Source organism: Variovorax davisae, assembly GCF_030316845.1.
GTDB classification, from domain to species: Bacteria; Pseudomonadota; Gammaproteobacteria; order Burkholderiales; family Burkholderiaceae_C; genus Variovorax; species Variovorax davisae.
The window spans coordinates 1-12711 of record NZ_JASZYS010000013.1 but is presented as its reverse complement, the minus strand read 5'-3'; the positions used below and the strand labels follow the sequence as shown (position 1 = coordinate 12711).

Genomic DNA, 12711 nt, shown 5'->3' with positions numbered 1-12711 from the left:
ATGGAATCGGCTCGTGCCCCACGCCACGCGGGTCCGGCGCTCAGAGTTCCAGCACCAGCTTCCCGCCGCGCGCCCGCGAGCAGCAGGTCATCATGCGCGACTGGGCCTCGCGCTCGGCGCGGGTCAGCACCAGGTCGCGATGGTCGACCTCGCCGCCGAGCACGCGCACCTCGCAGGTCCCGCACAGGCCTTCCTCGCAATCGCTCGGGATGTCGACGTTGGCGGCGCGCAGCGCGCTCAGCACGGTGCGATCGGCCGCCACCATGACCGTGATGCCCGAATCCTTGAGCTCCACTTCGAACGCGTGCTCGCGGCTCGGGTCCAGCGTGCCCACGGTCGATGCGAAGTGCTCGATCCGCAGCGCATCCTCGGGCCAACCGGCGCAGCCGGCCTCCAGGGCGTCGAGCATGCGCTGCGGGCCGCAGGCATAGACCTGGGTCCCGGGCTCGGGACGCGCCAGCAGGGCATCGAAGTCGCAGCGCCGGCCTTCGTCGCCGACATGCAGATGAAGGCGCTCGCCGTGCAAGGCAGCCAGCTCGTCGACGAAGGCCATGGTGGCGCGCCGGCGCCCGCTGTAGTGCAGCGCGTAGTCGAGCCCGAGCGCGCGGGCCCGGCGCGCCATGGCGCTCACCGGCGTGATGCCGATGCCGCCGGCGATCAGGATCAGCCGGCGCGCCCCTTCGTCGAGCCGGAAGTGGTTGCGCGGCCCGCGGATGCGCAGCCGGTCACCGGCCTGGACCTGGCCGTGGATCCAGGCCGAGCCGCCGCGGCTTTCGGCTTCGCGCAGCACCGCGATCTCCAGGGCCCGCGTGTCGTCCGGGTCGCCGCACAGCGAGTACTGGCGCGACAACTCGGGGCCGCCGCATTCGACATCGATGTGCGCGCCGGGCGTCCAGCGCGGCAGTGCCTTGCCGTCCGGCGCGACCAGGCGCAGCCTGACGATGCCTTCGGCCACCGGCGTCGCGCTGTCGACGATCACCGTGCGGGCCCCGGCCTGGCGCGACGGCTCGCCGATGCGCACCGGCGTCTGCGCCTGCAGCAGTGTCGGGCGGGCTCGCTCCGGGTTGAGCGCAGGATCCCACTCGACCCACAGGTGCTCCGGCCCCCGGAACGAGGTGTTCGGCACATAGCTGAAGGCCTGCTCGGCCAGGCGCATGTGCGGCAGCCTGCGCGTGAACTCCTCCAGGAAGATCTGCATCTCCATGCGCGCCAGGTTCTTGCCCATGCACTGGTGCGAGCCATAGCCGAAGGTGAGATGCTCGCTGGCGTTGTCGCGCCGGATGTCGAACAGGTCGGCATCGGCGAACTGGTGCGGGTCGTGGTTGGCCGACGAGGTCACGATCAACAGCTTCGAGCCCGCAGGCAGCCGGGCGCCACCGACCTCGACCTCCTTCGTGACCAGCCGCCGCCAGGCCGCCACCGAGCCGTTGTGGCGCAGGCATTCCTCGACCGCGTTGGAGATCAGGCTCGGGTCCTCGCAGATCTCGCGCCAGGTGTCGGGGTGCTGCAGCAGCAGCTTCATCGCATTGGCCGTGGCATTGGCGGTGGTTTCGTGCGCCGCCACGATGCCGGCCATCATCATCGAATGCAGGTACGAGTCGGTCACCACCTCCGGATGGTCGACCTGCTTGCGGATGCCGTAGCGCATCCAGCCCGGGCCCGACGGGTCCTGGCGCATCTTGTCGAGCACCTGGCCCGCGAACTGCCAGAAGTTGCCGACCGCATGCGCCACCGCCACCTGCTCTTCCGGCTTCGGCCGGCCCCAGGTGTTGACCGTGTGGGCGATCGAGTACTTGCGCAGCGTGTCCATGTCCTCCTCGGGCACGCCGAGGAAATGCAGCGCCACCGTCAGCGGCACCTCCCACAGCATCTGGTCGACCAGGTCGGCGCGGCCGTCGTCGATGAAGCGGTCGACGTACTCGCGCGCCAGCTTGCGCACCAGCGGTTCGTGATGGCGCAGTTCGTCGGGCGTGAACGGCTCCATCAACAGGCGCCGGCGCGGCATGTGGGCCGGCTCGTCCTCGTTGACCAGGGTGCGGTTCAGCGCGAACCCGTAGGAAGCCAGCACCGCGTTGGCCTCTTCGCCGGTCGGGGTGATCTTCTCGAGCGCGATCGACGGGCTGAAGGTGATGTTGTCGCGAAAGATCGACTTGATGTCCTCGTAGCGCGTGACCACCCAATAGCCCAGCCGCGGACTCCAGAAGATCGGCTCCTGCTCGCGCGCCCAGCGCAGCGACTCGGGCGGATCCTGCTGGTAGGCGTCCTCGAAGGGATCGAATTCTGCGGCGCGCTGGCTGACCGGGCAACCGGTCGGCGTGGTGTGGGTCGACAGCGGCGAGGACGCGAAGGGGCAGCCGGTGGCAGGCGCCGCGGATGGCGGGGTGGTCATCGGGGTCGTCCTCAGTCCAGCGTGATCTTGAGGTCGCGGATGAGCTTCTGCCAGCGCGCGGTCTCGCTCTGCAGCAGCGCGGCGAACTGGGCCGGCGTGTTGCCAACCGGCTCGACGCCGAAGTCGACCATCCGCTGGTGGACCGCCGGGTCGCGGATGGCGGCCACCACCTGCTTGTTGAGCGTGTCGATGACCTCGGGCGGGGTCGCCGCCGGCACCACCATGCCGACCAGCGCGGCCGCCTCGACGTTCTTGAAGCCCAATTCGGCGAAGGTCGGCACGTCGGGCAGTTGCGGCAGCCGGGTCGGGTTGGCCACCGCCAGCGGCCTGACCTTGCCGCCCTTGATGAAGCCCGCGCCCGCCGCCAGGTCGACCATCATCGCCGGCACCTGCCCGCCGACCACGTCGGCCAAGGCGGGCGCGGCGCCCCGGTAGGGCACGTGGACCATGAACAGGCCAGCTTCCACCTTGAGCAGTTCCATCGCCAGGTGGTGCGGACTGCCGGCGCCCGCGGACGCGAAATTGGTGCCGCCGGGCTTGGCCTTGGCCTTGGCGATGAAGTCCCTGGCGCCGGTCGCGTCGCTGGCCGGGCCGACCACCAGGATCATCGGGAAGCGTCCCATCAGCGTCACCGGCGCCAGGTCCTTGGCGGGGCTGTAGGAGAGGCTCTTGTAGAGCGCCGGGTTGAAGACCATGGTGCCGTTGTCGGCCGACAGCACGGTGTAGCCATCCGCCGCCGCACGCGCGATCTCGGCCGCCGCGAGCGCCGTGTTGCCACCGGGCTTGTTGTCGACCAGCACCGGCTGGCCGACCTGGGTCGACAGCCGTTGGCCGATCGTACGGGCCAGGAAGTCCGAACCGCCGCCGGCCGCATACGGCACCAGCCAGCGGATCGGCTTGGTCGGAAAGGCCTGCTGGGCGGTCGACGGGGTCGCCACCAGCGACAGGGCAGCCAGGGCCACGGCGAGAACGTGCTTCATGTGGGGTCTCCAAAATGTCGCGTAATTGTTATACGCTATGCGTAATCGCCAACTCCGGGTTTTCCCCGGCCGAGCGCGATGGTTAGGATCGTCCCGCCATGAAATCCAGCCCCGACCCCCGCCCGCCTTCCGCCGAGCCGGCCATGCCGCGCCTGCCCGACCGCCGTCAGAGCGTGCAGTCGGCGCAGACCGGCATGGTGGTGCTCAAGGGTCTGGCCCACATCGGCGGCGATGCGAGCCTGACCGCGCTGGCGGCCCGTGTCGGTGAAAGCCCTGCCAAGGTGCACCGCTACCTGGTGAGCCTGATGCAGGAGGGTCTGGTCGACCAGGATCCGGCGACCCAACGCTACTTCCTGGGCCCCGAGCTGATCCGCATCGGTCTGGCAGCGATGCGCCAGGCCGAACCGATCCGGCATGCGGAACCGGCGCTGATCCGGTTGCGCGAGCGCCTCGAGATCACCTGTTTTGTCGCCGTCATGGGCAACCGGGGGCCGACCATCATGCGGATCGAGGAGCCGGGCCTGCCGGTCACCGTGAACGTCCGCGCCGGCTCGGTGATGTCGATGCTGTGGTCGGCGACCGGGCGCGTGTTCCTGGGCCTGCTGGACGAAGCCAGCGTGCGCCAGATGGCCGAGGCGGAACTGGCCGCCGCCACCGACGACATGCGCGCGCTGCTGCCCGCACCCGACCCGGTCGGCACGCTGCAGCGCGAGGTCCGCGCCGCGCGCTGCGCGAGCGTGCGGGACACCTACCTGCGCGGCATCAGCGCGGTGGCCGCGCCGGTGTTCGACTTCACCGGCCGCGTTTGCGCGGTGATCACGGCCCTGGGCGCCAGCGGCGGCTTCGATCCCTCGGTCGATGGCAGCATCGCCCTCGCCGTGTGCCGCGAAGCGCATGCCACGAGCCTCAAGCTGGGCTACGTCGGGCCGGCGCCCGCGGCCGGATGACGCAGAATCAGCCGCCCGTCGCCAACCCTGGAAGAACTCCTCCATGCCCCGCCCCGTCCTCGACGAAGCCCACATCCACCCCGCCATCCGCACCCGGCTGGCCGAAAGCCGGCAGGCCATCGTGCGCGAGGTGATGGCGGCCATCGCTGCCAGCGACATCGTCGTGGTCGGCATGGCGATCAACCCGTTCCCGCGCAAGGCGCGCAAGCTGCTCGAAGACGCCGGGCTGCCCCACCGCTACCTCCAGTACGGCAGCTACCTGAGCCGCTGGCGCGATCGCAACGCGCTCAAGATGTGGACCGGCTGGCCGACCTTTCCGATGATCTTCGTCAAGGGCGTTCTGATCGGCGGCGCCAACGACCTGCAGCAGTTGATCGACAGCGGCGGGCTGAAGGCGATGCTCGACCAGGGCGCGCGCTTTTGAGACGGCTCTCATGGCCCCGATCGGCCGCGGTTCCTACGATCGAGGCATGCAGAACACCTCCCCCCTCTCTTCGCTCGGCAGCTTGTTCGGCTTCGGCGTCTTGCGCGGGCCGAAGCATGTCGCATCGTCTGCGGCGATCGCCAGCGCCGCGGCCTTCGACATCCCGGCGACCTTCACGCAACAGCAGGCCGAGTGGATCCTCGCACTGCACAGGCTGGCTGCCCGCGACCGCAGCCGCGCGACGCAGATCCTCTGCGACTGGACCCCGGCGCGCTGCTCGCGGGCGCAAGCCACCTGCATCGAGGCCCTGCTCGACCTCGACACCCGGGACCTGCACGCCACCCTCGCCGACGCCATGGAAGACGGCGACCTGCGCCGCCGCCTCCTGGCGCGGAGCGCTCAGCGATCCTTCCGCAGCAACTGCCTCAGCGTCGGCCGCGTCACCGGCTTCGCGGCTTCCTCCGTCCGCTCGCGGTAGGCGGCCCGCTGGGCCTGCAGCACGGCAGCCAGCGCCGAGACGCTCGCCTTGTCGTAGCGCCACACGCCCGTCACCGCGAAATGGCCGGCCTGGCCGGGATGCGGCTTGGGATGGATCCGCACGCCGCTGGTGCCGATGCTTTGCAGGATCTCGGCGCGGGCACTGGCCAGCGTCGCCTCCCGCCCTTCGTAGCCCTCGATGTCGCGGCTGAGTTCGATGCCGATGGCATGGATCGAGGCATAGCGCTCGGCGATGAAGCTCACCACCTCGGCCAGCACCAGCTTCGGCAGCGCCTTGGCGCGGAAATCGGCAAAGTCGGTGGTCAGGAAATTCTCGATCCGCACTTCGTCGCCGCCCGGGCTCGGCGTGACCGACTGGACCCGCCCGATCAGCATGGGCCCGTCATACACCTCGATGCGCTCGCCCAGAACGTAGGGACGGCCCTGCGGGCCGGTCAGGTGCAAGCGCTGGAAGGTCATGAATTGAGACGGATGGCCGTGTACGAACTGTACTCGCCGCCATCCGGCTTTCAAGGCGGCGAGGCGCCCGCGCTGTCGCCTGCGGCACTGGCGCCGGCTCAGCGGCTGTGCGCTTCGGCCCAGCGAACGATGTCGGCCGCGCCCATGGCCCCGGCCTGGCGCGCCACCTCGCGCCCGCCCTTGAAGAGCGCCAGGGTCGGAATGCTGCGGATGTCGAATCGTGCGCCCAGGGCCGGAACCGCCTCGGTATCGACCTTGGCCAGCCGCACCCGCGGCTCCAGCCGGGCCGCCGCCTGCTCGAAGCCCGGCGCCATCTGGCGGCACGGGCCGCACCAGGGCGCCCAGAAATCGACCAGCACCGGGATCTCGTTGCGCGCGATGTGGCGATCGAAGGCGGCCTCGTCCAGCGCGGTCGACCGGCCGGCGAACAGCGGCTGGTGGCAATGGCCGCAGTCGGGCGCGCTGGCCAGCTGCGCCGCCTGCACGCGGTTCGTGGTGTGGCAGTGCGGGCAGACGATGTGCAGCTTGTCGGTCATGGAATCTCCATCGGTGGGCGGGGCGGATCGAAGTCAGCTGGGGACGCGATCCGTCGGCTGCAAGACCTGAAATAATGAACACTTAGTTACAGGAGTCTTATTTCGTGATCTTGAGAACCTCTTCGTCCGCCCTCGCCGTCGTGGCTGCCCTCTCCGTCCTGGCCGGTTGCGCCGGCCAGTCCAAGAACCAGGCCGAGCCCGCGGCCGCGGCCAAGCCCGAGCCCGTCGCCGCCGCCCCGGCGCCCGCCCCGGCCAAGCCCGAGGTGCCAAGCACCGGCAAGACCACCTACGACCAGGTCCTGAAGCTGGTTCGCGGTGCGCGCGGCGACGAGGCCAAGCTCGACAAGGCGCTGGTCGGCAAGGACCTGAGCGCGCGCGTCGCCAAGGTCAAGGGCGCGGGCGACGACTTCGCGGTGCGGCCGGCCGATCCGGTGCGCTTCCGTTGCGACGACGGCGAGTCCTTCGCAGGTGGCCAGGTGTCCGCCCGCATCGTCGGCGTCGACTGGTCGGCCGACACCAAGCGCGCCCTGCTGCAGCTCGACCGCTGCGGCCCGGCGGCGGTCGCGGCGGCACCGGCACCGGCACCTGCACCGAAGGCCGCGCCCGCGGCCGCGGCGCCCGCAGCCGCCGCAGCGGCACCGGCGGCCGCACCCGCCGCCCGCGCCGGCGCCAAGCCCGGCATGGACGCCCAGGGCAACGTCATCGACTCGAGCAAGATCGAGGCCGGCAGCGGCCGCACCGTGAAGGGCATGAACGACTACGAGGGCGAGATCACCGGCAACCCGGCGCCGAACACCAAGTTCACCCAGCTGCAGATCGGCATGAGCCTGAAGCAGGTCACCGACATCGCGGGCCAGCCGACCGATTCGGGCGCCTACGTCACCGGCAAGGCCTTCATTCCGTTCTATTTCGGCGGCGACCGCACGCGGATCGAACTCGCCTACAAGGGCCAGGGGCGGCTGATCTTCGCCGGCGGCAACCTGGGCAACATCTCCGGCGGCAACCTGGTCTGGATCATCCACAACGCGAGCGACACCGGCTACCGCTGATCGCTGGCTGATCGGCGCCACCCGGCCGCGGCGGCCCATCGCAACTCCGCCACGGCCGGCGCCTTCAGCGCGGCAGCGCGAGTTCGACCCAGGCCGGCGCATGGTCGCTGGCACCGGGCCGCCCGCGCACTTCCCGGTCCACGCCAGCCGCCCGCAAGAGCGGCGCCGATTCCGGGTTCAGCAGCAGGTGGTCGATGCGCAGGCCCGCGTTGCGCGGCCAGCGCTGGCGCCAGTAGTCCCAGAAGGTGTAGATGCGTTCCTGCGGGTGCAGCGCCCGGATGGCATCGGTCCAGCCCTGGTCGAGCAGCGCCTGGAAGGCGGCCCGGCTTTCAGGCTGCAGCAGCGCGTCGTCGCGCCACGACGCCGGGTTGTAGATGTCGGCATCGGTCGGCACCACGTTGTAGTCGCCCGCCAGCACCACCGGCAGGCCGCAGCCGAAGAGCTGCTTCGCATGGGCTTCGAGGCGAGCGAACCAGGCCAGCTTGTAGTCGAACTTCGGGCCCGGCTGCGGGTTGCCGTTGGGCAGGTAGAGGCAGCCGATCACCACGCCGTCGACCACGGCCTCGAGGTAGCGGCTCTGCGGGTCGTCCGCCATGCCGGGCAGGCCGCGGCCGGTCTCGATCGGCTCGCGCCCGCGCGCCAGGATCGCGACGCCGTTCCAGGCCGGCTGGCCGTGGAAGACCACGCCGTAGCCGGCGGCGCGGATCGCCGCCGCCGGAAAGCTGGCGTCCGGCGATTTCAGCTCCTGCAGGCAGGCCACGTCGGGCTTCGACTCGGCCAGCCATTCGAGCAGCCGCGCGAGGCGGCCGTTGACGCCGTTGACGTTGAAGGTGGCGATCTTCATGGTCCGCCATCATGTCACTCGAATCAGTGCACGGATTCGATCTCGGTCACGGTGAGCCTGCCGCTGATCCGCTCGGCCCGGAACCGGACCTTGTCGCCGACCTGGAGCCGGTCGAGCATCGCGCCGTCCTTGACCTGGAACACCATCGTCATGCCGGGCATGTCCAGGCCCTTGAGCGGACCGTGCTTGATCGTGAGTTTCGCGCTGTCCGGATCGACCTTGCGGATCTCCCCGTCGGACAGCTCCGTCGGCGCGGCGGCCTGCCCGCTCGCGTCGTCGGCGTGGTGGTCGTCGGCATGGCTGCCGGAGGCGCCGGCGCCTGCGGCCGCCAGGGCGAGGAGTGCGGCGAGCGCGATGTTTCGGAGTGCGTGAGTCATTGGATTCCTTGGCATGAAGAGAGAGGTGTCAGTGGCCCGCGTGGCCCGTGGGCTTGCGGATCCGGACCTCGATGTCGCGGGCGGGCAGGTTCCGCGCCGGCATGGCGGCCTGGCCGGCGCCGCGTGCGCGCGGCGCCTCGGGCGGGGGGCCGTCCAGCTCGTAGGCCACGGTGCCCTTGGGGTGCCTGAACCAGCCGGGATCGGTGAAGTCGCCGGCCTTCTGGCCCTTGCGCACCTTGACGACGCTGAACATGCCGCCCATCTCGACCGCACCGAACGGCCCCTGGCCGGTCATCATGGGCGCGGTGTTGTCGGGGATCGGCATCTCCATGTCGCCCATGTCGGCCATGCCGCGCTCGCCCATCGCCATGTAGTCGGGCACCAGGTCCGTGATCCGGCGGGCGATGTCCTGGTGCTCGACGCCGATCAGGGTCGGCACGTCATGGCCCATGGCGTTCATCGTGTGGTGGCTCTTGTGGCAGTGCAAGGCCCAGTCGCCTTCCTCGTCGGCCAGGAATTCGATCTGGCGCATCTGGCCGACCGCGATGTCGGTCGTCACCTCGTGCAGGCGCGTGCTCTTCGGGGTCGGCCCGCCGTCGGTGCCCGTGACCTGGAATTCATGGCCGTGCAGGTGGATCGGATGGTTGGTCATCGTCAGGTTGCCGACCCGGATGCGCACGCGGTCGCCCTGCCGGACGTTGAGCGAATCGATGCCCGGAAAGACCCGGCTGTTCCACGACCAGAGATTGAAGTCCAGCATCGTCATGACCTTCGGCGTCGCGCTGCCGGGCTCGACGTCGTAGGCATTGAGCAGGAAGACGAAGTCGCGGTCGACCCTGTCGATCAGCGGATGCCCGGCTTTCGGGTGGGTGACCCAGAAGCCCATCATCCCCATCGCCATCTGCACCATCTCGTCCGCATGCGGGTGGTACATGAAGGTGCCCGGCCGGCGGGCGACGAATTCGTAGACGAAGGTCTTGCCCGGCCGGATCGGCGGCTGCGTCAGCCCCGTGACGCCGTCCATGCCGTTGGGCAGCCGCTGGCCGTGCCAATGGACGCTGGTGTGCTCGGGCAGCTTGTTGGTGACGAAGATCCGCACCCGGTCGCCTTCCACGACCTCGATCGTGGGCCCGGGCGACTGGCCGTTGTAGCCCCAGAGGTTGGCCTTGAAACCGGGCGCCATCTCGCGCACCACGGGCTCGGCGACCAGGTGGAATTCCTTGACGCCGTTGTTCATGCGCCAGGGCAGCGTCCAGCCGTTGAGCGTGACCACCGGGTCGTAGGGGCGTCCGCTGGCAGGCGCCAGCGGCGGCATGGTGTCGGGCCGGGTCTGGATCGCGGGTTCGGGCAGTGCGGCCATCGCCACCCGGCTCACGCTCGCGGCGGCGATGGCGCCGGTGATGGCACCGGCGCCGCTCAGGAAGTTGCGTCTGTGGGTCATGTCGTTCAGGGGGTGGAAGGGGCCGTCGGCTTGCCGATGACCGAGGCGGCCAGGGCAGCGTCCGCGAGCCAGAACTGCTGCTGGGCCTGGATGGCGCCGGTCACGCTCGCGACCTGGTCGCGGGCCTCGGCCAGCAGCTCGAAGACGCCGATCAGCATCCCGTTGTAGCGAAGCAGGTTCTCGTCGGCGATCGTCTGGCGCAGCGGGACGACCTCGTCGCGGTAGTGCTTCGCGATGTCGTAGGCCGTGCGGTAGCCCGAGTAGCTCTCGCGCAGCTGCGAGGACGCCCCCCGCACCGTGGCGTCGTAGCGGTTGGCCGCCGTCAGCGACTGCGCATTCAGCGCATCGCGCTGCGCCGTGCCCCAGTCGAACAAGGGCAGCCGGATGTCGAGCTCCCAGCCGCGGCGCGTGCGCTGCGTGCCCTGGGCGTCGTCGAACACCGTGTCGTGCCGGCCGCCGATCTCGGCCTCGGTGAAGGTCGACAGCAGGTTGATCCCCTGCGACTTGCCCGCGACGTCGAGCCGGGCGCGCGCGAGCTGGACGTCGAGACGCTGCGCGGTCGCGGTCGCGGCCACGTCGGCCGGATCGCGGGGCGCTTTCGGAAGCTCGGGCAATCGCTCGGGCAGCGCCAGCCCGGCCGCCTGGGCATCGTCCAGGCCCAGCGCGCGAACCAGTTCCTCGCGCGTGGCGGTGGCGGCGTGCATCGCGGCGGCCAGCCGGGTGGTGGCGTCGGCATAGAAGACCTGCTGGCGCGCGCGCTGCAGCTTGCTGAAATTGCCCACCTGCTGCATCCGGCGCGCCAGCTCGGCACTGGCCTCGGCCGAGCGCTGGACCTGTTCGGCGTAGCGAAGCGCCTGCTGCGCGGCGACCGCGCGGACCCAGGCCTGCCTCACCTGCGTGACCTGCTCGACCACGGCGCCGGTGAGCTGCGTCCTGGCCTCGCTCGACCGGCTGCGCGAGACCTCCAGCCGCTGCGGCAGCAGGATCAGGTCGACCAGGCCGAAGGACAGCAGGCGTCCCAGTTCGAGTTCGCTGTCGATGCGCAGACGCTCGAACTTGAAGATCGGGTTCGGCATCCGGCCGCTCTGGTCGGCCGCCGCGATGGCGGCCCAGTGCTCGGCGATCAGCGCCTGGACGGCGGGGCTGTTGGCCAGGGCGACCTGCACCGCGTCGTTCTGCGACAGCGGCCTGGACAGCAGCGCCTGCGTCAGGGCCGACCGTCGCGCGCGCTGATCCTGCGTGCGGCCGAGTTCCAGCCGGCCCTCGGTGAAAGGCCCGGCCCGGGTGTTGGCCTCCTGCAGCGCGTCGTCGATGCCGACCGAAGCGCAGCCGACGAGCAGGGACGCCGCGACCACCATGGCCGGGCGGCGAATCGCGTGCTTCATGGCCGCGCCTTCGCCGGCGGCGCCGCTTGGCCGCGCCGCACGCGCTCGTTGGCCTCCTTCCAGGGGATGGGCTTTCCGTCGGCGAAGGGCCGATAGCCCTCGAACGCGGACTTGTAGGTCGGGATCGGCGGGTTCGCGGTGGGCGGTGTGCCGGCCGGCGCGGGCACCGGTTGAGCCATGGCGGACAACGCCGCGACGGCCCAGGGAACGGCCAGCCAACGGGCCGGCGATGAATGGGGCATGGAGTCCTCGCAAGGTCATGGACGGATCGCGTCGAAGCGGCCCCCGCAAGGGCGCGACGCAGGCGATGCATGAACGAACGTCCGCCAGACCGTGGAAATCACGGCCGCACGAACAGGTCTCGGGGCGTTTCCGCCCTAGGCGCGAGGAGGCTTGTCGAGAACGTGCGGGACGACCGCGGTCCACGCGATCGCCGGCTCCGCCAGGCCGGCGGCGGGGAGGTCGTGGAACACGGCCAACGGCAAGCTGCCGATCAGCGCGCAGGCATGGCAGGCGCCGCAGGTGCCGCACTTGTGCATGCCATCGGGCTGCGCGCCGGAGGAGCCCTTGTCGGTGCTGCCATGCGCGGCATGCTGGGCGTCGTCGTGCCCGTCGCCGTGGTGGTGGGCGGCATGGTCATGCGCGCCGGCAGCCTGGGTGGCCACCGCCGCCATGGCGCCCGAAGACACCGGTCCGCAGAAGACCATGGCGACCGCCGCGTACCCCTGGAAGGGCACGGCGAGCATCACGATCCAGAGGGCGAACAGGCGCAGCCGGTGCATGCAGCGCATTCTAGAGGCAAGGCGCAGGGCCCTTTCAGGGGGGATCGCCGGCCCCGAGTGCGGCCAGCGTGAGCGGGTCCCGGCCGCCGGCATACAGGCGCTCGATCACAAGCGCGAAGACAGGCGCGGGCGCGGCCATCTCGAACAGCGTCATGCACGAGCACAGCTTGAGATCGTCCGGCGTGCCGAAGATCCCGCGTGCACTGCGGCCCGAGGTGGCGAGCACGAGCCCGCTGCATTCGACCAGGCGCGGGCCGAGCAGCGGATGCGCGGCATAGGCCTGCGCCTCGGCAAGGTCCTCGAGGCCGAAGAAATGGGCGGTGGCGCTGCGCCCCAGCACGCGCAGCTGGGGAAAGACGAACCACATCCAGTGGCTGGTCTTGCGCCCTGCCCTCAGTTCGCGGCAGACGGCGTCGTAGACCGGCGCCTGCGCCTCGACGAAGCGCTGCAGGCCGTCGGCGGCAGGACGCGGCGGCGCCGGCATGGCCGCCCCCTACTTGCGCACCTTGGCGATCTCCGCCATCAGCTCCTTGACGGTCGGCTCGCCGACCGCGGCGGCGTGCTTGTCGATCACCGGCTTGACCTTCTCGCGCAGCTTGG

At 70.6% G+C, this 12711-nt stretch carries 15 protein-coding genes; 4 read left to right on the top strand and 11 right to left on the bottom strand.

What is annotated here, in order from left to right:
• Positions 1–40: 40 nt before the first annotated feature.
• Both QTI33_RS25780 and QTI33_RS25775 read right to left on the bottom strand, forming a co-directional pair.
• The gene (locus tag QTI33_RS25780; protein WP_286509212.1) at positions 41–2389 is read right to left on the bottom strand and encodes a cytochrome P450/oxidoreductase; all 2349 of its coding nucleotides are present in this window, start codon (positions 2387–2389) and stop codon (positions 41–43) included.
• Positions 2390–2400: 11 nt separating this feature from the next.
• Positions 2401–3369, bottom strand: a complete 969-nt coding sequence (locus QTI33_RS25775; protein ID WP_286509211.1) for a Bug family tripartite tricarboxylate transporter substrate binding protein — start codon at positions 3367–3369, stop codon at positions 2401–2403.
• A 98-nt stretch (positions 3370–3467) separates the two neighbouring features.
• Between QTI33_RS25775 and QTI33_RS25770 the strand changes: the two genes are divergently transcribed.
• The 3 genes from QTI33_RS25770 to QTI33_RS25760 are packed head-to-tail and all read left to right on the top strand — an operon-like array spanning position 3468 to position 5218.
• The gene (locus tag QTI33_RS25770) at positions 3468–4316 is read left to right on the top strand and encodes an IclR family transcriptional regulator (protein ID WP_286509210.1); all 849 of its coding nucleotides are present in this window, start codon (positions 3468–3470) and stop codon (positions 4314–4316) included.
• A 43-nt stretch (positions 4317–4359) separates the two neighbouring features.
• Entirely contained in the window at positions 4360–4740 is a 381-nt protein-coding gene (locus tag QTI33_RS25765; protein WP_286509209.1) for a glutaredoxin domain-containing protein, read from the top strand.
• Positions 4741–4786: 46 nt separating this feature from the next.
• Positions 4787–5218: a hypothetical protein gene (locus QTI33_RS25760; RefSeq protein ID WP_286509208.1), complete on the top strand. Its 432-nt coding sequence runs from the start codon at positions 4787–4789 to the stop codon at positions 5216–5218.
• Here QTI33_RS25760 and QTI33_RS25755 read toward each other — a convergent pair.
• Positions 5140–5697: a hypothetical protein gene (locus QTI33_RS25755; RefSeq protein ID WP_286509207.1), complete on the bottom strand. Its 558-nt coding sequence runs from the start codon at positions 5695–5697 to the stop codon at positions 5140–5142. The genes QTI33_RS25760 and QTI33_RS25755 overlap by 79 nt on opposite strands.
• Before the next feature lie 98 nt (positions 5698–5795).
• Complete coding sequence (gene trxC, locus QTI33_RS25750) at positions 5796–6233, bottom strand: thioredoxin TrxC (protein WP_286509206.1); 438 nt, start codon at positions 6231–6233, stop codon at positions 5796–5798.
• A 140-nt stretch (positions 6234–6373) separates the two neighbouring features.
• Here trxC and QTI33_RS25745 point away from each other — a divergent pair, with 140 nt between their 5' ends.
• A complete protein-coding gene (locus QTI33_RS25745) occupies positions 6374–7282 on the top strand; it encodes a hypothetical protein (protein ID WP_286509205.1) in 909 nt (302 codons plus the stop codon).
• Positions 7283–7346: 64 nt separating this feature from the next.
• Here QTI33_RS25745 and QTI33_RS25740 read toward each other — a convergent pair whose 3' ends face one another.
• The 7 genes from QTI33_RS25740 to QTI33_RS25710 form a co-directional block, all read right to left on the bottom strand.
• A complete protein-coding gene (locus tag QTI33_RS25740) occupies positions 7347–8126 on the bottom strand; it encodes an exodeoxyribonuclease III (RefSeq protein ID WP_286509204.1) in 780 nt (259 codons plus the stop codon).
• Positions 8127–8149: 23 nt separating this feature from the next.
• Positions 8150–8503, bottom strand: a complete 354-nt coding sequence (locus tag QTI33_RS25735; RefSeq protein ID WP_286509203.1) for a copper-binding protein — start codon at positions 8501–8503, stop codon at positions 8150–8152.
• Positions 8504–8531: 28 nt separating this feature from the next.
• The gene (locus QTI33_RS25730; RefSeq protein ID WP_286509202.1) at positions 8532–9944 is read right to left on the bottom strand and encodes a multicopper oxidase family protein; all 1413 of its coding nucleotides are present in this window, start codon (positions 9942–9944) and stop codon (positions 8532–8534) included.
• A gap of 5 nt (positions 9945–9949) precedes the next feature.
• Positions 9950–11329 (bottom strand): TolC family protein, encoded by a 1380-nt coding sequence (locus QTI33_RS25725; RefSeq protein ID WP_286509201.1) that lies wholly within the window; start codon positions 11327–11329, stop codon positions 9950–9952.
• The gene (locus tag QTI33_RS25720) at positions 11326–11571 is read right to left on the bottom strand and encodes a hypothetical protein (RefSeq protein WP_286509200.1); all 246 of its coding nucleotides are present in this window, start codon (positions 11569–11571) and stop codon (positions 11326–11328) included. Before QTI33_RS25720 ends, QTI33_RS25725 begins: the two co-directional genes overlap by 4 nt.
• 135 nt (positions 11572–11706) lie before the next feature.
• Positions 11707–12111 carry a hypothetical protein gene (locus QTI33_RS25715; protein WP_286509199.1) on the bottom strand — a complete coding sequence of 135 codons (405 nt, stop codon included), beginning with the start codon at positions 12109–12111 and terminating at the stop codon, positions 11707–11709.
• Positions 12112–12145: 34 nt separating this feature from the next.
• Positions 12146–12595 (bottom strand): DUF1810 domain-containing protein, encoded by a 450-nt coding sequence (locus QTI33_RS25710; protein ID WP_286509198.1) that lies wholly within the window; start codon positions 12593–12595, stop codon positions 12146–12148.
• Between the last annotated feature and the right edge of the window lie 116 nt (positions 12596–12711).

Coding starts and splice junctions, on each gene's coding strand:
- QTI33_RS25780 (WP_286509212.1), bottom strand. CDS start 2,389: ATGACCACCCCGCCATCCGCGGCGCCTGCCACCGGCTGCCCCTTCGCG.
- QTI33_RS25775 (WP_286509211.1), bottom strand. CDS start 3,369: ATGAAGCACGTTCTCGCCGTGGCCCTGGCTGCCCTGTCGCTGGTGGCG.
- QTI33_RS25770 (WP_286509210.1), top strand. CDS start 3,468: ATGAAATCCAGCCCCGACCCCCGCCCGCCTTCCGCCGAGCCGGCCATG.
- QTI33_RS25765 (WP_286509209.1), top strand. CDS start 4,360: ATGCCCCGCCCCGTCCTCGACGAAGCCCACATCCACCCCGCCATCCGC.
- QTI33_RS25760 (WP_286509208.1), top strand. CDS start 4,787: ATGCAGAACACCTCCCCCCTCTCTTCGCTCGGCAGCTTGTTCGGCTTC.
- QTI33_RS25755 (WP_286509207.1), bottom strand. CDS start 5,697: ATGACCTTCCAGCGCTTGCACCTGACCGGCCCGCAGGGCCGTCCCTAC.
- trxC (WP_286509206.1), bottom strand. CDS start 6,233: ATGACCGACAAGCTGCACATCGTCTGCCCGCACTGCCACACCACGAAC.
- QTI33_RS25740 (WP_286509204.1), bottom strand. CDS start 8,126: ATGAAGATCGCCACCTTCAACGTCAACGGCGTCAACGGCCGCCTCGCG.
- QTI33_RS25735 (WP_286509203.1), bottom strand. CDS start 8,503: ATGACTCACGCACTCCGAAACATCGCGCTCGCCGCACTCCTCGCCCTG.
- QTI33_RS25730 (WP_286509202.1), bottom strand. CDS start 9,944: ATGACCCACAGACGCAACTTCCTGAGCGGCGCCGGTGCCATCACCGGC.
- QTI33_RS25725 (WP_286509201.1), bottom strand. CDS start 11,329: ATGAAGCACGCGATTCGCCGCCCGGCCATGGTGGTCGCGGCGTCCCTG.
- QTI33_RS25720 (WP_286509200.1), bottom strand. CDS start 11,571: ATGCCCCATTCATCGCCGGCCCGTTGGCTGGCCGTTCCCTGGGCCGTC.
- QTI33_RS25715 (WP_286509199.1), bottom strand. CDS start 12,111: ATGCACCGGCTGCGCCTGTTCGCCCTCTGGATCGTGATGCTCGCCGTG.
- QTI33_RS25710 (WP_286509198.1), bottom strand. CDS start 12,595: ATGCCGGCGCCGCCGCGTCCTGCCGCCGACGGCCTGCAGCGCTTCGTC.